This window comes from Chryseobacterium panacisoli, assembly GCF_008274625.1.
GTDB lineage: Bacteria > Bacteroidota > Bacteroidia > Flavobacteriales > Weeksellaceae > Chryseobacterium > Chryseobacterium panacisoli.
Genome location: NZ_VTRU01000001.1, coordinates 542,492 through 562,484 on the forward strand (window position 1 = coordinate 542,492; position 19,993 = coordinate 562,484).

Sequence of the window (19,993 nt, forward strand, 5' to 3'; positions counted from 1 at the left end):
TTCTTTATTTTCATTATATCAGCTATTATATAAAGCTATGTATTTTTCTGCAGATTTCTCCCATGCAAAGTCAAAATTCATGTTGGCATAGATAAGATCTTCCATTACCCCTTTCTGGTTATAAATTCCAAGCGCCCTGTTCATCGCATGTACAATATCATCTACACCAGGATAAGTAAAATTCAGTCCGGCTCCTCCGGTTGATATATCTTCTACAGTATCCCTGAGTCCTCCCGTATATCTTACTACAGGAACGGTTCCGTATCTCATGGAATACATTTGATTTAATCCGCAAGGTTCTACCCTTGACGGCATCAGAAGGAAATCTGCCGATGCATAGATCTTATGGGAAAGATGTTCTTTATATCCCAGATCCAGAGCAAAATTGGTATAGGTATAATCGTATTCCTTGAGTTTATTCTCAATATAGGTATTTCCAGACCCGAGAATCATTATATTTAAAGCTCCGTAGCTTTGCTTTATGCTTTTCCATACTACATCCGGCAAAAAATCGGCCCCTTTTTCTGTAGCAAACCGTCCGATAAAGGCAAATAAAGGAAGTTTGGGATTCAGTCCATATTCTTGGCAGAGTTGTTCTTTATTTTTCTTCTTCTGAGCTACTGCGTTTTTACTGTTAAAATTAAAATCCAGCATCGGATCGGTTTCAGGATTCCAGACTTCAGTGTCAATACCATTGATGATTCCGTATGCTTTCCCAAATTCCTGACGGACCAGGCTTTCTAGCCCGCGGAAGCTGATGAAGAGTTCTTCAAGATATCCTTCGGAAACAGTGGTAAAAGCATGGGCACATTTAATCATGCTGGCCAGAGGATTTATGAATCCGTTCCAGTCCATCAGTCCCCATTTATAAGAATCAAAAGACGGCATATAATGGGCCATTCCCCAACTCATCATTCCCTGGTATTCTCCGTTGTGGATGGTTCCTATTGTTTTCACTCCCTTTAAAAATTCAAATTCACGGCAGTGCTCTACCATAAAGGGAACCAATCCGGTGTGATAATCATGACAGTGTAAAACATCAGGACGGATTTGCATGGCACACAACCAGTGTAGCAACCCATGCTGGAAGGCTATAAACTGGAAACTCTCATCCTGATATCCGTAAGGATTGTCTCTGTCTAATAATCCGGGGATTCTCACCATATACAGTTCAAACCCCAGAGCGTCTGTCTTTTCTTTCAACACCTGAACCTGCAGCATATTGGTTCCCTGATGAATAAATCCGTCAAAAACCAGATCAAATTCATGATCATATATAAAGGGCTTGTTATACCATGGCATTACAACCCTGGCCTCTATTCCTTTTATTTTATTCTGATATTTTGGCAGCGCTCCTACTACATCCGCAAGACCACCTACTTTTGCTACAGGATAACATTCTGTACTTAAATGATAAATAACCATTCTTTATCTCTTGTGTTTAATTCTGTGTAATTTATATTTTTTATCTTTCTTCTGTCTTAAAATAATCCCTGCCAATGGCGGTAATTTCACAGTCATTGATTTCGGATATCCCCGCCATTCTTCATCCTCCTCTTCCAGTATTTCGGGCTCTACTCCGCTTCCGCTGTATTTTTCATCATCGGAATTTAAAACAACCTCCCAATGAGTTCCTGCAGGGATCCCGATTTTATAATCCAGTACTTTTGGAGCCAGATTTAAGACTACCATAGCAATATCATCTTTTCGTTTTCCTTTTCTCAGGTATACATATACTGAGTTTTCCAGATCATCTGCTTCTACCCACTCAAAACCATGTTTATCAAACTGATTTTCATAAAAGGCAGATTCTGATGTATATAGATGATTCAGCTCTTTAACAATTTCCTGCATTCCCTTATGAACAGGGTATTTCAACAAATGCCAGTCCAGGCTTCTGGTAAAGTTCCATTCGCTCGTCTGTCCGAATTCATCTCCCATGAAAAGCAGTTTAGCTCCGGGATGAGTGTACATATATACATATAAGGTACGCAGATTGGCAAATTTCTGCCATTCGTCCCCTTTCATTTTATAGATCAGACTTGCTTTTCCGTGTACGACTTCATCGTGTGACAAAGGCATCATATAATTTTCATTATACATATACATAGAAGCAAATGTTAGTTTATGGTGATGAAACTTTCGATTGGCGAAGTCTTCTTTGAAATAATCCAGTGTATCATGCATCCAGCCCATCATCCATTTCATTCCAAAGCCTACACCTCCGTCATGAACAGGTTTTGTAAGCATGGGAAAATCTGAACTTTCCTCTGCTATGGTCATGATATTATTTCCGAATTCCTTATACACTGCAGTATTGAATTCCTGCAGAAATGTTTTTGCTTCCAGATTTACATTGGTCCCATAGATATTGGGTTCCCACTCGCCCTCATTTCTTGAATAATCCAGATGAAGCATTGACGTTACGGCATCTACACGCAATCCATCAGCATGGTAGCGATCCAGCCAGAACATGGCATTGGAGATCAGAAAAGATTTTACTTCATTTCTTCCATAATTGAAAATGTGAGACTTCCAATCGGGATGAAAACCTTTTCTCGGATCTTCATGTTCATAAAGGTATGATCCGTCGAAACGGTGAAGACCATTAGCATCTCCCGGAAAATGAGAAGGTACCCAATCCAGGATAACACCTATATTATTTCTATGAAGTTCATCAATAAGAAACATCAGATCCTGTGGTGAGCCGAAACGCGAAGTCGCCGCATAAAAACCGGTAATCTGATACCCCCAGCTTGGATCATACGGATATTCCATCACCGGCATGAATTCTACGTGGGTAAAACCCATTTCTTTCACATAGGGAACCAGCTTTTCTGCAATATCCCGATAATTTAAAAACTTCCCAGGATTATCACCTTCCCTCACCCATGAGCCCAGGTGCAGTTCATACACTGATATAGGAGCTTCCAGCCTGTTTTTTTCCCAGCGGCTATCCATCCATTCCTTATCATTCCATTCATACCAGGTAGTAGAAACCAGGGAAGCTGCCTGAATATTCTGTTCCCAGCTTACCGCATAAGGATCGCTTTTTTCCAGGATATCACCTCTTGGTGTTTCAATGGCATATTTATATAACGTTCCCCAGGTTAACCCATCAATAAATCCTTCCCAAATTCCGGACCCGTCCCATCTTGGGAACAAAATATGATCTTTATGATTCCAGTTATTAAAATTGCCAATCACGGAAACTTTCTTTGCATTGGGCGCCCATACTGAAAAATATACTCCTTTTATTCCATCTTTCTCCGCAGAATGTGCTCCAAATTTACCATACAGCTTGTAATGCCTACCTTCTTTGAAAAGATACACATCATGGTCGGTGAAAAGCGTGTAGGTTTTAACAGAATTCATCAAGATCGGTTTGTATTTATATTTTCTTTGAAACTACGAAAAATACTGACAATCTTGATTAATTATTCATCAAATAATCGCCAACTTAATTTCGGTTTTCGTCTATCTATCAAATATATCATTTTTTAACTCACATTTTTATGATTTCAAAACAATCTTTTTTTATAAATTTATCATCAACATTATTAAACACACACGATGAGGTTTGAACTTTATACCGAAGAAAAAGACGACAGAACAGTATTTATTACCGGAAATTTCAACAGCTGGAATCCTAAAGACTATAACTTTCAGCTTAAACAAATTGATCCCTCCAATTACTTTATAGAAATTGAAGATCAGATTCTTCCCGAAGAAATTGACTATAAATTCACAAAAGGAGGTTGGGAGAATGTGGAGCTGGATGAATATGGAAATATCACACCCAACCGAAAAGTAAAAAAAGCAGCCGGTGAAACTTCGGATACTGTAAAAAAATGGAGATTAAACTGGGGGCCGTTCAAAGAAGAATATTATCCTATTGCTGAAGTAATTTCCGAAAATTTTTATATCCCGCAGCTTGACCGCCACCGGAAAGTCTGGGCACTGCTTCCCTACGATTATCATACAACGGACAAGCGATATCCTGTTTTATATCTTCAGGACGCCCAAAACTTATTCAATGAAGGAAGCGGCTTCGGAAACTGGGAAATTGACAAGAAGCTGTCTATCCTTGCAGAATATGGCCGTGGTGACCTTATCATCATTGCGATAGAACATGGCAGCGAGGAAAGAATTAAAGAATATATTTTCGACAATGACCATGTAGCCAACGGTTCCGAGGGAAAAAAATACATCCGCTTTATTGCAGATACCTTAAAACCTTTTGTGGATGAAAATTACAGAACAAAAAAAGACCGTGACAATACCGGAATCGGAGGCAGTTCATTGGGTGCACTCATCAGTATATACAGTGGGTTTCTTTATCCTGAAGTCTATTCCAAATTATTGATCTTTTCTCCTTCGCTTTGGGTAGAGCCCAACAACAACTTTCCGATGATGAATTTCCGGGTTCCTTTTAAAACAAAAATTTATCTCTATGGAGGCGGCCAGGAAGGATCTAAAATGGTCAAAAGAATTCATATTTTTGAAGAATATCTGAAAAGATGGGAAGAGAAAAAGCTTTTTGATTTTGAGTTTAAGACCAATATCAATCCTGAAGGAACCCATAATGAATTTTACTGGTCACAGGAGTTTCCAAGAGCCATTGAATGGCTATTCTACGATAATACAGAAAACCCTGTAGAAGTAAAACCACAACAACAAAGCATTAAAAACTAAGCTTGCAAAACCGCTGAAGAAGGTTTTCAGAGAGACAATAACAAATGAAGAGCGATTTGCATATGGTTTTAGAAAAATATAACATCTATTTATGAAACTAATTAATAAAAAAAACAAAAATTACACTCAGATTTTTCACTTATTTACAGAAGAAGAATGGGTAAAATCCAGTAAAAATTTCAACAAAAATATCGCTACTTTTTTTACAGGAAAGAAGTATGAAGTTTTCATCAATGCCCATGAAGAAGGAATTACCTATTTCATCGGATTAGGAAAATCTACGGTACAGAATTTCGAAATCCAGCAGGTTGCAGCCAAATTCTCACAAACACAGAAAGAAAAACTGCAGGCAGTTCCTACGCTGGCTCTGGCAGATTTCATGAATGAAAAACAATTTGAGGAATTTGTAAAAGGACTTTTAGCTGGAACTTACAACTATCCTTTTGATAAAAAACATGCTTTCTGGAATGTAAAATTTGAATTGCATTTTGAAAATTTAAGCCAGAAAAAGCTAGATCACATCAGTCAGAAAACGGAAGCCCTTATTAATGGTCAGACTGCCTGCCAGGATTGGCTCAACAAACCTGCCAATCTTAAAAAACCGGATATTTTAAGTGCATATCTTAAAAATCTGGCAAAAAAGCACGAATTGAAATACACGGTGTTTAACAGGAAAAAATGTGAAGAGCTTGGATTAGGCGCTTATCTATCAGTCAATCAGGGAAGCGCTTATGATGCAGCTTTCACTATTTTAGAATATAAAACTACGGTTAAAAATGCCAGGACTTTCGGACTGGTAGGAAAATGTATTTTGTTTGATACAGGAGGAATATCAATAAAAAGCTCTGCCAATCTGCATTATATGAAATCTGATATGGGAGGGGCTACAGCTGTTTTGGGAACTTTAATTTATGCTGCAGAAATGCAGCTTCCTGTGAATATTATTGCTGTTCTTCCTATTACCGATAATGCTGTTTCAGAAAAAGCCCTGCTTCCGAGTGATGTGATCACAGCCTATAACGGAAAAACCATTGAAGTACTTGATACCGATGCCGAAGGCCGTTTGATCCTTGCCGACGGATTATCTTATCTTTCCAAAAACTACAAAACAGATTTTCTGATTGACCTTGCTACTTTAACGGGAAGTTCTGTACGCATGTTTGGAGACACTTGTGCTGCAATGTTTTCCAATAATGAGGAACTGAAAAATAATCTGATAAAAACCGGAGATCAAACCAATCAGCGAGTATGGAATCTACCGTTATGGGATGTCTGGAAAGATGATATCCAGTCTGATGTAGCCGATATGAAAAATATTTCCCTGAAGCCTGTTGGAGACTGCATTATTGCAGCCAAATTCTTAGAGCAATTCATTGAAAACCACCCTAAATGGGCTCATCTGGATATTGCCGGAGTAGCCTTCGGAAGTGTAGGTTATGCTAAGGAAAAAGCAGCAACTGGTTTTGGGGTTCAACTCCTTGTGAATTTAATTGAAAATTATCATTAAAAATTAGTTTTTTACAAAAAAACTCTGTATAATTGATTAGTGAATTTTCAAAAACGCACGATATTGCATTTTTTGATATTAATAAAACAATAAACAAATGCTTTTATTTTTGAAAATTCACTAAATATTAAAAAACATTATATGGAGAAGAAAACTATTGTGTGTATTTCGTGCTATTACAAAGGCTACGATTTTATGGACGAAATGAAGAATCTCGGCAATAAAATCATCTTAGTAACCTCTGAAAATCTTAAAGAAAAAAACTGGCCATGGCATGCAATTGATGAGGTATTTTATATGCCGGAACTCAAGCCATCCGTATGGAATCTGGAGCATCTGATTCAGGGATTTTCCCACCTGATGAAAACCAGAAAAGTAGATGCTGTAGTGGCATTAGATGATTATGATGTAGAAAAAGCTGCATTAATCAGGGAAACATTCCGTATTCCGGGAATGGGACAGACTACACACCGATATTTCAGGGATAAACTGGCTATGCGCCAGAAGGCAAAAGATTCAGAAATCAGCGTTCCCGAATTTACAGCTGTATTCAATGACAATGAAGTTAATGAATTTACAGACCGTGTTCCTGCACCATGGGTGCTAAAGCCCCGTTCTGAAGCATCAGCATCAGGAATTAAAAAAATAACTTCCAAGGAACAACTTTATGAGGCACTGGAGACACTGGGAGAAGAACGTCATCTTTTTTTACTGGAAAGTTTTAAACCCGGAGACGTTTATCATGTGGACAGCCTTACTTTTAATAAAAAAATTATATTCACTTCTGCCTCAAAATACCTTGCCCCTCCTATGCAGGTTTCCCATGAAGGCGGAGTATTCAGATCCAAAACTTTAGGAAGATATTCTGAGGAATTTAAGGCATTGGAAGAAATTAACGCCAGAGTACTTTCCAATTTTGGATTAATCAATGGTGCAACCCATACAGAATTTATCAGAGGAAAAGAAGATGGAAAATGGTATTTCCTTGAAACCTCATCAAGGGTTGGCGGTGCTCATATTCCGGATCTGGTAGAGGCCTCAAGCGGCATTAATATCTGGAGAGAATGGGCTAAAATTGAAGATGCTCTTCTGAGAGGAAATGATTACAGTGTTTCACCACCTACAGGATACTACTCAGGACTGATTGTTGCTCTTATTAAAGATAAAGAGCCGGATTACAGCAATTTTGAATGCGAAGAGGTTGTAAAATTCCTTCCGATAGATTATCACGTCGGGATTGTTTACAAATCCGACGAGGCCTCCGTTGTACAGGACAGACTGGATTCTGCAGCAGAAATGATTCATGCGGATATGCTGAATATTCTTCCCCCAAAAAGCAACAAGCTCAGCTCATAAATTATGAATTCTGATATTGACATTCAAAATATTATTGAATACATAATATACAATCTGCCAGAAGAATCTATTGTAAAACGTAATTTAGAGAACATCAATTCCGGAAAATGGCAAAGCAAAGTGTACTATCAGTTTATTGATTCTACTCATGCCAACAAACCGGGTTCAAAATAGATTTTTAAAGAAAAATATTATCCTGGAACATCCAGAATCAGGGACAATCGTACTGGATATTTTAGAAAAAGATCAGCTTGGAGGAATTGAATTTATCAAATTAATATAAGAATTAAACAAAGAAAAATGCCTCACATAGAACATACAGAATATTACTCAAATATATTGGGAACAAGTCTCAAGGTAGAAGTGACCGGGCATTACGGCCACCCTATTATCATGTTTCCTACTTCCCAGGGACAATACACCCAGAATCATGATTTTCATCTTAACGGAAGTATCAACTGGTTTATAGAACAGGGAAAAGTAAAGCTTTACAATGTCCAGACAATTGACAGCTGGAGTTTTTATGATGACAAAATATCTCCTCAGCAAAGAATAAGAAACTATGAACGATATATACAGTTTCTGATCCAGGAATTCGTTCCCTATATTCAGAAACTTCATAAAACCCATCGTGTAGCAGTAGCCGGAGCAAGTTTTGGAGGATATCACGCGGCCAATTTTGCATTCAGGTTTCCCGATGTGGTTTCCCATCTGTTTTGTCTTTCCGGAGCGTTCAGTATAAGGAATTTCATGGATGGCTATTCTGATGAAATGGTATACTTCAACTGTCCGAGGGAGTTCGTAAAAAATGATGAAGCCTGGAAATACAAACACATGCACATTGTACTCAGTACTTCTGATCAGGATATCTGTAAAGAAAAAAATGTTGAAATGGCCGAAATTTTAAGGCTGAAGGGAATCGACTTCTGGTACGACGAAAGAAAATGGATAGGCCATGACTGGCCGCTGTGGAGAATGGTCTTCCCAACCTTTATAGGAGCATTTTTCTCCTAAAAAACAATAAAAAACAAATAGAAAAAAATATACACCCATCTTAAAAACAAAAATTATGACAAAAAAAGTAGGAATTCTTTTCGGTATGGAAGACACCTTTCCCTGGGCATTTATAGACAAAGTGAATGAACTGGGAGGTGGAGAGATCATCGCTGAACCCGTTACCATTGATAAATTAGAACAGGGTGCAGATTATGGTTATGCGGTAATCATCGACAGAATTTCACAAGACGTTCCCTTTTACAGAGCTTATCTGAAGAATGCTGCACTCAATGGGACTTATGTAATCAACAATCCGTTTTGGTGGAGCTCTGATGAGAAGTTTTTCAACAATGCCCTGATGTCTAAACTTGGAATTCCGCTTCCTAAGACCGTTCTGCTTCCGTCACACGAAAGACCGGACAATACTTCTGAAACCTCATTCAGAAACCTGAAATTTCCGCACGACTGGGAATATATCTTTAATTATGTAGGCTTTCCGGCATACATGAAACCTCACGATGGTGGTGGCTGGAAAAATGTGTATAGAGTGGAAAACCCGGATGATCTATGGAACAAACTGGGAGAAACGGAACAACTTGTAATGATGGTACAGGAAGAAATTATCTTTGATGATTATTACAGGGTGTACTGCCTGGGCAGAAAATATGTCCACATCATGCCTTATGAGCCCAGAAATGCTCCTCACCTGAGATATGCAACAACTCATCAGACACAAGGTGAAGAACTTGAAAAACTGCTGAAAACTATTCATGATTATACCATTACCATGAATGAAGCGTTAGGGTATGATTTCAATACCGTAGAGTTTGCAGTAAGAGACGGTATTCCTTATGCCATTGACTTCTGTAACCCGGCTCCGGATGCAGACCGAAATTCTGTGGGAGAAGAAAATTTCGCATGGATTATAGAACACGCTGCAAAACTGGCTATAGAAAAAGCTAAAGAATATGTTCCTGGGAAACCTAATATTACTTGGGGAACCTTTGTGAAAGATTCCATAAAATAACATTGAAAAAAATAAAAAACACAATAAAAATGCATCAGTTTACTATTGGAATTGAAGAAGAATATCAGATCATTGATGTAGAAAGCAGAGATCTGGTTTCTCACGTTTCAAAGATCATTGAGGGTGGCAAAGCGGTTTTAAGTGAAAATTTAAAACACGAAATGCACGAATCCATGATTGAAATGGAAACAGGAATCTGCCAGAATATTCAGGAAGCCAGAGCAGAATTGACGAATTTAAGACGCCATCTTATCAACATCGCTCACGAGCAGGGGCTTCGCGTTTCCGGAGGAGGCACTCACCCTTTTTCACATTGGTCAGATAACAATATCACACAGGGAGAAAGATACATCAAGATCGTGGACGACATGGGAGATGTAGCCCGTGAAAACCTTATTTTCGGACTGCACGTCCACATTGGAATTCCTAATCGTGAAGAAGGAGTAAGAATTCAGAATGTAATGCGTTATTTTCTTCCCCACGTATATGCTCTTTCTACCAATTCACCATTCTGGATAGGAAGATACACCGGGTTTAAATCTTACAGACAGGAAATCTTTGTAAAATTCCCTAGAACCGGAATTCCGAGTTATTTTAACTCTCTGGCAGAATTCGACAGCTATGTAGATCTTCTTGTGAAAACAGGAACCATCGACAATGCCAAGAAAATCTGGTGGGATCTGCGTGTACATCCGTTCTACCCTACGATTGAATTCAGAATCTGTGATATGCCGCTGAGAATTGATGAAACAGTATGCCTTGCTGCTATCATGCAGAGTCTCGTTGCCAAGATCTATAAACTTCACCAGCAAAATCTGAGCTTCAGAAGCTACAGAAGACTCCTTTTGAACGAAAACAAATGGCGAGCTTCCAAAAGTGGTATTGAAGCTCATCTCATTGATTTCGGAAAAGAAGAATCTGTTCCCTATCCTCACTTACTGAAAGAGCTTTTAGAGTTTATTGATGATGTGGTAGACGATTTGGGATGCCGCCATGAAGTGGAATATGCCTGGAAAATTCTTGAAAACGGAACCGGTGCAGACAGACAGCTTCAGATCTTTAAGGAAACAGGGGATCTCACGAAAGTGGTTGATTATATGATCTCTGAAACGGAGTATGGCATAACACATGGTGAAACTGCTTCATAATATTTTTGGTAACTTTACAAAAAATATGATGTAATGAAAGATATTCGAATTGCTCTGCTGGACATGAACAACAATCATGTGAATCAAGGTTTTAGAAACATTAAAGAAATTTCCGAAGCATTTCAGCAGAACTCTGAAGAAAATGTTGTCATCAAGACGTTTGATGTGAGATTTAAAGATGAAATGCCCGAGATCGGAGACTTTGATATTTTCATTTCTTCAGGAGGTCCGGGAAACCCACATCGTGAAGGTCTTGCCTGGGAAGACAGATTTTCCCGTTTTTTAGATTCTGTTTTTGAACATAATAAATACAGCGAAGATAAAAAATACCTTTTCCTGATCTGCCATTCATTTCAACTGGCGAGTATTCACTGGAACCTGGGTAATATCTGCAAAAGAAAGTCTTATTCCTTTGGAGTAATGCCCGTTCATAAAACAGAGGAAGGCCAGGAGGAGTTTTTATTCAAAAATCTTCAGGATCCTTTTTATGCAGTAGATTCCAGAGCGTATCAGTTTATCGAGCCTGATCATGACCGTTTTGATGAACTTGGAATGACCATCATGGCGATTGAGAAGTTCCGTCCTCATATCAATCTGGAAAGAGCGGTAATGGCGGTTCGTTTTTCAGAAGAGATATTCGGAACACAGTTTCACCCTGAAGCCAATCCTGAATCTTTAATTGAAAACCTGAAAGACGAAAAAAACAGAGAGGCCATGATCGAAAATTTCGGTATGGAAAAATATCTTGAGACTATCGATAGAATAGATGATGAAGATAAAATCATTCTGACCAGACATCAGATCCTTCCGAGATTTCTTCAGTTTGCAAAAAAAAACATTTTGAAAGAAGCTGAATCTTTGGTTTAAAGGCTGGAAGCTGGAAGAAGGATGCTGGAAGTTATTATCAGTTAAGACTACTGAATATCCTTTTATTCATGAACTGACACGATAAATAATTCCATATTTAAGAACTTCCCTCTCCCAGCTCTCTACTATAATATAACAATCGGACAGAAATGTTCGATTTTTTTAACATCACAAAGAAAAAAAATATGATTCCAAAATACAGAAAACAGTATAATCAGGAGTTTTCGGATGAAAAGTACAATCAATTAAAAAATATACTGGCAGAAAAAGGAGGTACAGCACCTGCTTTCAGAGTTTCAGAAAGCCCTATGTTCCTGACTAAAGAATTTGAGAGTAAGCTTATTGATGCCAGCGAAAGTATTATCAGCCAGATTAAGGCCATGCCTGCAGAAACACTTCGGAAAGCTATCCCTGATAACTGCAGAGTGCCCAATGATACGGACCAGCCTCATTTTTTCACGATAGATTTTGGAGTCTGCAAAAGCGAAGATGGTACAATAGAACCTCAGCTAATCGAGCTTCAGGCATTTCCTTCTTTGTACGCTTTCCAGAAAGTATATGAGGAAACATATTGTGAAGTCTATCCTTTTCTTTCGGAGATCAGAAATCCTATGCCGCATGAAACCTTTAAAAACTATTTGAAAGAACTGATTGTTGGAGATGAAAATCCTGAAAATGTAATTCTGCTTGAAATTTTTCCGGAAAAACAGAAAACAGCTATTGATTTTGTTTTAACAGAGAAATTATTAGGAATAAAAACAGTATGCCTTACCAAAGTAAAGAAAGAGGGTAAAAAGCTGTATTATGAAAATAACGGAAGGCTTATAGAAATTAAAAGAATCTACAACCGCGTTATATTTGACGAGCTGGACAACATTCCGGATCTTACCACAGAATTTGATTTCCGTGAAGAAGTAGATGTAAAATGGATCACGCACCCCAATTGGTTCTTTAAAATTTCAAAGTTCCTTTTGCCTTTACTGAAGCATCAGTTTGTTCCAAAGAGCTATTTTCTACATGAATTCCCGGAAAATGAAAACCTTGAAAATTTTGTATTAAAACCTTTATTTTCATTCGCAGGAAGTGGAGTCAATTTAAATCCTACGAAGGAAATTACAGACTCTATTGAGGATAAGGAAAACTATATTTTGCAGAGAAAAGTGTATTATGAGCCTATTTTTGAAGATATCAACGGAGATTTTTCAAAAGCAGAGATCCGTTTGTTGTATATTTGGCGGGAAAATGACGAACGCCCTATTTTATTGGAAAATTTGGGGAGAATGACCAAAGCAGCAATGGTAAATGTAGACTTCAATAAAAAGGATGCCATCTGGATTGGAAGTTCGAATGCTTTTTTTGGATAGACAACGTATAAAACTAATAATACATTGCGATTTGCCTCATTATGATGGTCATTATTCCATTTACCATTCCAACGATCAGATTAGAACTCATTCCTTTGTATTTTCTTAAAAAGATGCAGAACATAAAGAAAACCTGGGAAAGCTAATAAAAAACAAAACCTCCGAAATTCCGGAGGTTTTGTTTTTATCTTATTCTTGTAATCATCTATGAATATCTTTAGTATAAAAGTTGATCAGAAAACAATATAACCTGGAAAGAAGCTCAAAAAGCTCGGATGGAAATGTTTAAAGGTAAACTTTGAAATACAATAACAAACGATCCCTCTTAGCGAGGGATCGTTTTTATAAATCTGGACATGCCATTTGGTTGTCATGCGGGATACATACTTTATCATCGCCCCACGGCATAGGGCAATCACGCCAACCTGGAGGGCATCCACCTTTTCCGTTGATACTTCTTAATTTCTCCTTAGAGATTTTCTTTAAATTTTTCATGGTTTTGATTTTAGTTTAGAATCAAATATAATAATTATTCTCCAATTAGAGATTTAACATAAAAAAATATCTGTTAAGGATTTTCATAAACAGAAAAATGTCCAATAAAATTGCAATACGTTTTATTAATTCCGTATTGCAATTTTAATAAGTTGTATAAATATGTACTTACACGTTTTTATCATCTTCCAACAACTCTTTGGTCTGATACTCCTGTACCAGATCAATGGCATTGGAAATAACATCACTTAAAGCCGTGATAAACGTTCCTTCTTCAGCCATTCCCATAGCATGTTTTAATGCTTCAATTTCTTTAGGAATGATCTCATAGCTGACATCTCTGCCTGCAGCGTTAATACCATCAATAATCAATCCGTTGATTTCATCTTCTGTTCTTCCACGAAGATGCTTTTCATTTCGGATGATAATATAATCAAACATTCTTCCCGCAATCTTTCCGCACTCTCTGATATCGTTATCTCTTCTGTCTCCAACACCGGAAATAATTCCGATTTTCTTTGTTGACTCCACGTTTTTCAGATAGTCTTCAATGGCTTCGTATCCTGAAGGATTATGAGCGAAATCGATCAGTACTTTAAAATTTTTGAATTTAAAGACATTCAGTCTCCCCGGCGTAAGCTGAGCACTTGGAATAAATGTTCTCAAAGAATTGGAAATATCCTCAATCCCGAAACCATAAAGATAGCTCGCTAAACTAGCTGCCAGTACGTTTTCAATCATAAACCGGGCCTTTCCTTCCATGGTGATCGGGAAGTCTTTGGCTTTTCCTATTCTGATTTTCCAGTCTCCTTTTTTAATAGTGACAAATCCTTCTTCATACACGCAGGTGATTTTTCCTTCTTTCGCAAATTTTACGATATGAGGATTGTTTTCATCCATACTGAAAATAGCCACATTACAATCAAGATCATTCACGATCTTCATAGAATATTCATTATCGGCATTCAATACACTCCAGCCACTCTTTTTAACACTATCCAGTACGACACGTTTTACTTTGGTAAGATCTCTTAAGCTGTGAACATCATTCATTCCCAAGTGATCTTCCTCAATATTGGTCAGAACTCCGATATCACATTGTGAGAAACCAAGCCCGGAACGTAAAATTCCTCCTCTGGCAGTTTCCAGTACTGCAAATTCTACCGTTGGATCTTTCAGGATAAATTCTGCAGAAAGCGGTCCTGTTGTATCTCCTTTTGACAACATTGTATTTTGAATGTAAATCCCGTCCGAAGTGGTAAATCCTACTCTGTAACCATTGCTTTTTACAATATGTGAAATAAGTCTTGTAGTTGTTGTTTTCCCGTTAGTCCCCGTTACGGCAATAATTGGAATGGTAAAAGGTTTCCCTTGCGGGTAAAGCATATCAACCACCGGTGCCGCTACATTTCTTGGCAGTCCTTCACTTGGGGCCAGGTGCATTCTGAACCCAGGTGCTGCATTGACTTCAATAATAGCTCCGCCGCTTTCTTTTAAAGGCTGAGTTAAATTTTCCGCCATTACATCAATACCGCATACATCCAATCCGATAATTTTGGAGATCCTTTCCGCCATTGTGATATTTTCCGGATGTACCATATCTGTTACATCAATGGATGTTCCTCCGGTTGAGAGATTCGCCGTTGATTTCAGATAGACCACCTCTCCCCTTTGAGGAATAGTTTCCAGCGTATATTGAAGCTTTTCAAGAAGTTCCAATGTATCTTTATCTACTTCAATCTCAGTAAGGACATTTTCATGGCCATAACCTCTTCTTGGGTCTTTGTTTTCTTTCTCAATAAGCTGCTGAAGATTCAGTTCGCCATCTCCTACAACATGGGCAGGAACTCTTCTTGCCGCTGCCACCATCTTATTATTAATCACCAGTATACGGAAATCGTAGCCTGTGATATATTTTTCAACGATTACTTTTCTGGAATATTTCTGGGCATGTTCCAGACCTATTTTAGCAGATTCCCATTCGTTGACATTAATTGAGGAGCCTTTTCCGTGATTTCCATCCAAAGGTTTTAAAACAATCGGGTAGCCAATTTTTCTGATTACAGCGTCCAATCCTTCCTCGTCTACCACCAAATCACCAATCGGCACCGGAATAGCCGCATCATGAAGCATTCTTTTCGTTAATTCTTTATTACATGCGATATCAACAGCAATAGAACTTGTTTTTCCGGTAATGGTAGCCTGAAATCTCTGCTGATTTACCCCATACCCCAATTGTACAAGAGAATTTGTTCCCAATCTGATCCAGGGAATTTTTCTGGAAGCAGCTTCTTCTACAATACTTCCCGTAGAAGGTCCAAGACGGACACGTTCTCTGATTTCTTTTAATCTATGAATACAGGCATTTAAATCATAGTCCTTTCCTTCTATCAGGGCTTCTGCAATCTTCGTTGCTTCTTCAGCAGCGTAAATTCCCGCATTTTCTTCAATATAATTGAAAACCACATTATACACGCCCGGGGTTTTCGTTTCCCGGGTTCTGCCAAACCCCACATCCATTCCTGCCAGGGTCTGTATTTCCAAAGCGATATGCTCTATCACATGCCCCATCCATGTTCCGGTTTCCACTCTATGAAAAAAACCACCTTCCACTCCTTCCGAGCAACGATGGGTAATCAATGAGGGTATTAATTTTTCAATCCTTTCCCTGAATCCTTCGATTTTATTGGTAGGATAATTCTCCATTTCTTCTAAGTCTAACCTCATCTGTATCAGCTTCTTTCTTCTGATGCTCCAGATGTTTGGACCGCGTAGTGCCTGAATCTTTTCGATTTTCATAGTCTATTGGCATTTTAACAGTTAACAATAACTCCTTTCATAGCCAAAGATAATGTAAAACCCTAAACGAAACTATACCACATTTAAAGATTCGTTAAAAAAAAATTAATTTTAATTAACATTCCTAAAACATTAAAAATCAACGAAAGATGGCACGAAATTAGCCAATGAATGTGAATTATTTTTTAATTTTGTACCATGACGAAGCCTGTTGGAAAATTAATAGTTATCGGAGGAGCTGTAAACAAAGGAAGTTTTGCGGAAACCGATTATGATCAGAATATCGAAAAGAATCTTAATTTTTTTGAGCGTGGGATCTTAAGGAAGATCATCAACGAATCTAAACTCAAGGAAGATTCTGTTATTGAAATTGTAACAACCGCCTCTCAAATCCCACAGATTGTAGGTTCTGAATACAAAAAGGCATTTGAATTTCTGGGTGCTAAAAATGTAAATGTTCTGGATATCCATAACCGTGAAGAAGCCAATTCTGATGCGATGGTGGCAAGAGCCAATGCTGCTGATGTCATGATGTTTACCGGAGGTGATCAGCTGAGACTCACCTCTATTCTTGGAGGAACAAGATTTCATGATACAATTCTGTTAAAATACCAGGAACAGGATTTTATTTATTCCGGAACTTCAGCGGGAGCTGCAGCGGCATCCGAGAATATGATCTACCAGGGAAGCAGCTCTGAAGCACTTTTAAAAGGAGAAATCAAAACCACTCAGGGATTAGGTTTAATTGATAATGTCATTATTGATACACACTTTGTACAGCGTGGCAGAATCGGGCGTCTTTTCCAGGCGGTAGTCAATAATCCGAGAACGCTGGGAATTGGACTGGGAGAAGATACAGGACTTTTTATTCATAATGATGTGATGACAGCTGTAGGTTCAGGTCTTGTTATTCTGGTGGACGGAAGATTTATTAAAGATACCAATCTTACGAATATTAATCTTGGGGAGCCTATTTCGATTGATAATTTAACAGTACATGTCATGTCTATGAATGATCACTATGATCTTACCACGAAGACATTAACGATTGAGAATTCTCAGTTTAATCCGATACCTCAGGATAAATAACTCAAAAGTAATTCTTACTTTAGTTGAAAATAAAACTAAATGAAAGAAGAAAAAATTGAACAATTGATTACCCTTCTTCTGGAAGGTTATGATGTGGAAAATAAAGAAGAAATTATTTCAAACTGTTCTTCATGCTATGCAAATCCGGCCCAATATATAAAAGATAATGATGCAGAATGGGTTATTGAAAGTAATGAAGACGGTGCATTTGAATTTTCGGTGACTAATGAACTTTTTGATTTTCTAATCCGAGGTGATAAAATAGATGAAATTCATGAACTTATTGATGAAAGTCTCAATACTATAATTGGAGATTTTCCAATAGGAATACGATATGCAGATGATTATTTTAAGTGGCTGCAGCCGATTCTTAATCAGGAAGATCCGCCGCTGGAAGTTATTGAGCTTGCAGACAGCTATTCTGATGAGTTACAACTTATCATTGTAGAAAAGCATAATGTAGAAAGTATTTCAAAACTTTGTCATGAATTGATGGTTCATTTTAAAAGGACTTCAATACCCTACTAATTGTATCTAAAGAAATTAACAATTAAAAAAATAAAACTAAACTTTATTTATGAAGCTCATTATCCACGGAGGTTTTTTCTCAGAAAGCGACCAAAGCCATGAAGTAAAAACTGCAAAACAGAATTCTTTACAAGAGATTGCTCAAAAAGCATTTGCTTATCTTAAGACCCATTCGGCTTTTGATACCGTTGCTTATGCCGTATCATTGCTGGAGGACGATCCGTTATATAATGCGGGAATCGGTTCTCAGATCCAGAGTGATGGTGTTATCCGTATGAGTGCTGCTATTATGAACGGAGAAACTCAAAGACTAAGCGGAGTGATCAATATCCAGGATGTGAAGAACCCTATTTTGGTTGCTAGAGATCTTATTGGAGAAGATGACCGGGTTTTGGGAGGTCATGGCGCAAAAATCTATGCTGTGGAACATGGCTTTGAAAATTTTTCTACAGAAATTCCTCAGAGAAGAAGTGAATATGAAGCCAAATTGGCCAACGGAGGTAAAGGCACAGTAGGGTGTGTAGCGATTGATCAGGATGGAAAACTGGCTGTTGCTACGTCTACAGGCGGAAAAGGTTTTGAGATTCCGGGAAGGATTTCAGATTCTGCCACAGTGGCCGGAAATTATGCCAACGCCTTTTGTGCTGTGAGCTGTACTGGTGTGGGAGAAGATATTGTAAGCAATGCTACTGCTACAAAAATTGTAACACGGGTTACAGATGGAATGAGTCTTCAGCAGGCTTTTAGCAAAACATTTGATGAACTTAAAACCATTGATGGGTTTGCAGGTGCTATTGCTATTGATAAGAATGGCAATATCTATCATCAGGACTCCTATCCTACTATGGTTTTCGCCAGTTTTGATGGCGAAAATTTTGAAGTCTTCTCTTAAATTTAACATTTTTTTATAAGTCCGGTTATTTTTTTGGCACGTATTTTACATTATTAATAACAACAAATTTTAATATTAATACATAAAAAAATAGAAATCATGGGAAACAAAGCAAAAGGCTTATTAGCTTTATTAGGTTTAGGTGCATTAGCTTATTGGAAATATAAGAATTCAAGCCCTGAAGATCAACAGGCAGTAAAAGATAAAATCAATACAGCGAAAGATAATCTTAACAAATGGGGAAATGACCTTAAAACAAAAGCCAATGATGTTGCTTCCCAAGTTCAGACTAAAGTGGACGAAGCAAAGACAAAGGCTGAAGATTCTTTAAGCTAAATAAAAGCAGTTTTTTTAACATTCATATATAGGAAAAGTCATCGTAAATCAATATTACGATGACTTTTTATTATAGAAAAATTTCAGTTAATATTTATTTTTTCTGGGCTGCCAAAGCAAAGACCAGTGGTATTTTATTTCCAAACTGAGGAATTCTCCATTTTCCTTTTTCAAATTCATCTACATGTCTGAAGCAAGGATATGGCGACCAGTCGAACTCACGGAAAGTATTCAGGTTTAAATCTTTTTTAATCAGATTATCGAGAACTTCTGATAATGAATGATTCCACATTACGTATTCCTGTACAATGGGTGCAGACTGATCCGCATAAGTTCCTTCATAGGTTTCTACAATCGGTTTTTCATTAAAATAATTGTAAGCCACTTTTGTAAAGTCATCATCAAACATCCAAACAACCGGGTGAAATTCTGCCATAATAAACTGTCCACCAGGCTTTAAAAAGTGGTGGATAATACCCGCCCATTTTTCAAGATCGGGAAGCCAGCCTATTGTGCCATAACTTGTATAAACGATATCAAATTTCTGATCCAGAATATTAGGCAGATCATAGACATCTGAACAGATAAATTCTGTATCCGTTCCGCATTTCTGGGCAAGATCTCTGGCAGCATCAATGGCATTATCAGAAAGATCAATTCCGGTAACTTTTGCCCCCATTCTTGACAGAGAAATAGAATCCTGTCCGAAATGGCATTGCAGGTGAAGAATAGTCTTTCCTTTTATATCTCCAAGAAGCTCCAATTCTATTGTATTCAGAGAAGTTCTTCCTTTTAAAAATTCATCTACAAAGTAGAAATCCGACTTCAGATGCGGTTCTACTTTAGCATTCCATGATTTTTTATTTATTTCTAAGTAATTTTCCATTGTTTTAG

At 37.7% G+C, this 19,993-nt stretch carries 18 protein-coding genes; 13 read left to right on the top strand and 5 right to left on the bottom strand.

Annotation, left to right across the window (positions count from 1 at the left end; translation table 11 throughout):
- Window positions 1-18: 18 nt before the first annotated feature.
- Window positions 19-1,425 carry a glycogen synthase gene (locus FW781_RS02585; protein ID WP_149385982.1) on the bottom strand — a complete coding sequence of 469 codons (1,407 nt, stop codon included), beginning with the start codon at window positions 1,423-1,425 and terminating at the stop codon, window positions 19-21.
- Window positions 1,426-1,428: 3 nt separating this feature from the next.
- Window positions 1,429-3,375, bottom strand: a complete 1,947-nt coding sequence (gene glgB, locus FW781_RS02590) for a 1,4-alpha-glucan branching protein GlgB (RefSeq protein WP_172625645.1) — start codon at window positions 3,373-3,375, stop codon at window positions 1,429-1,431.
- Between the two features lie 198 nt (window positions 3,376-3,573).
- Here glgB and FW781_RS02595 point away from each other — a divergent pair, with 198 nt between their 5' ends.
- The 9 genes from FW781_RS02595 to FW781_RS02630 all read left to right on the top strand — a co-directional run bounded on the left by FW781_RS02595 (window position 3,574) and on the right by FW781_RS02630 (window position 12,960).
- The gene (locus tag FW781_RS02595) at window positions 3,574-4,695 is read left to right on the top strand and encodes an alpha/beta hydrolase-fold protein (RefSeq protein WP_149385984.1); all 1,122 of its coding nucleotides are present in this window, start codon (window positions 3,574-3,576) and stop codon (window positions 4,693-4,695) included.
- 91 nt (window positions 4,696-4,786) lie between these two features.
- Window positions 4,787-6,202 (top strand): leucyl aminopeptidase family protein, encoded by a 1,416-nt coding sequence (locus FW781_RS02600; protein WP_149385985.1) that lies wholly within the window; start codon window positions 4,787-4,789, stop codon window positions 6,200-6,202.
- Window positions 6,203-6,343: 141 nt separating this feature from the next.
- A complete protein-coding gene (locus tag FW781_RS02605; protein ID WP_149385986.1) occupies window positions 6,344-7,558 on the top strand; it encodes an ATP-grasp domain-containing protein in 1,215 nt (404 codons plus the stop codon).
- A gap of 3 nt (window positions 7,559-7,561) precedes the next feature.
- A complete protein-coding gene (locus FW781_RS22275; RefSeq protein ID WP_172625646.1) occupies window positions 7,562-7,732 on the top strand; it encodes a hypothetical protein in 171 nt (56 codons plus the stop codon).
- Window positions 7,733-7,858: 126 nt separating this feature from the next.
- Complete coding sequence (locus FW781_RS02610; RefSeq protein WP_149385987.1) at window positions 7,859-8,572, top strand: alpha/beta hydrolase-fold protein; 714 nt, start codon at window positions 7,859-7,861, stop codon at window positions 8,570-8,572.
- A 55-nt stretch (window positions 8,573-8,627) separates the two neighbouring features.
- Window positions 8,628-9,581, top strand: a complete 954-nt coding sequence (locus tag FW781_RS02615; RefSeq protein WP_149385988.1) for an ATP-grasp domain-containing protein — start codon at window positions 8,628-8,630, stop codon at window positions 9,579-9,581.
- Window positions 9,582-9,610: 29 nt separating this feature from the next.
- Window positions 9,611-10,729: a carboxylate-amine ligase gene (locus FW781_RS02620; RefSeq protein WP_149385989.1), complete on the top strand. Its 1,119-nt coding sequence runs from the start codon at window positions 9,611-9,613 to the stop codon at window positions 10,727-10,729.
- Between the two features lie 33 nt (window positions 10,730-10,762).
- Window positions 10,763-11,596: a type 1 glutamine amidotransferase gene (locus FW781_RS02625; protein ID WP_149385990.1), complete on the top strand. Its 834-nt coding sequence runs from the start codon at window positions 10,763-10,765 to the stop codon at window positions 11,594-11,596.
- A gap of 185 nt (window positions 11,597-11,781) precedes the next feature.
- Window positions 11,782-12,960 (top strand): hypothetical protein, encoded by a 1,179-nt coding sequence (locus FW781_RS02630; RefSeq protein ID WP_149385991.1) that lies wholly within the window; start codon window positions 11,782-11,784, stop codon window positions 12,958-12,960.
- 342 nt (window positions 12,961-13,302) lie between these two features.
- Here FW781_RS02630 and FW781_RS22280 read toward each other — a convergent pair whose 3' ends face one another.
- Together FW781_RS22280 and cphA are read right to left on the bottom strand one after the other, a co-directional pair.
- Window positions 13,303-13,455: a bacteriocin-like protein gene (locus FW781_RS22280; protein WP_167498851.1), complete on the bottom strand. Its 153-nt coding sequence runs from the start codon at window positions 13,453-13,455 to the stop codon at window positions 13,303-13,305.
- Between the two features lie 168 nt (window positions 13,456-13,623).
- Window positions 13,624-16,254: a cyanophycin synthetase gene (gene cphA / locus FW781_RS02635; protein ID WP_149385992.1), complete on the bottom strand. Its 2,631-nt coding sequence runs from the start codon at window positions 16,252-16,254 to the stop codon at window positions 13,624-13,626.
- Window positions 16,255-16,452: 198 nt separating this feature from the next.
- Here cphA and FW781_RS02640 point away from each other — a divergent pair, with 198 nt between their 5' ends.
- From FW781_RS02640 to FW781_RS02655, 4 genes are all read left to right on the top strand, one after another.
- The gene (locus FW781_RS02640) at window positions 16,453-17,343 is read left to right on the top strand and encodes a cyanophycinase (protein ID WP_047374335.1); all 891 of its coding nucleotides are present in this window, start codon (window positions 16,453-16,455) and stop codon (window positions 17,341-17,343) included.
- 39 nt (window positions 17,344-17,382) lie between these two features.
- Window positions 17,383-17,871, top strand: a complete 489-nt coding sequence (locus tag FW781_RS02645; protein WP_149385993.1) for a hypothetical protein — start codon at window positions 17,383-17,385, stop codon at window positions 17,869-17,871.
- Window positions 17,872-17,920: 49 nt separating this feature from the next.
- Window positions 17,921-18,763, top strand: coding sequence for an isoaspartyl peptidase/L-asparaginase (locus FW781_RS02650; protein ID WP_149385994.1), 843 nt, complete (start codon window positions 17,921-17,923; stop codon window positions 18,761-18,763).
- 99 nt (window positions 18,764-18,862) lie between these two features.
- Window positions 18,863-19,099: a YtxH domain-containing protein gene (locus FW781_RS02655; RefSeq protein WP_149385995.1), complete on the top strand. Its 237-nt coding sequence runs from the start codon at window positions 18,863-18,865 to the stop codon at window positions 19,097-19,099.
- 94 nt (window positions 19,100-19,193) lie between these two features.
- Here FW781_RS02655 and FW781_RS02660 read toward each other — a convergent pair whose 3' ends face one another.
- Entirely contained in the window at window positions 19,194-19,985 is a 792-nt protein-coding gene (locus FW781_RS02660; RefSeq protein ID WP_149385996.1) for a class I SAM-dependent methyltransferase, read from the bottom strand.
- Window positions 19,986-19,993 lie beyond the last annotated feature (8 nt).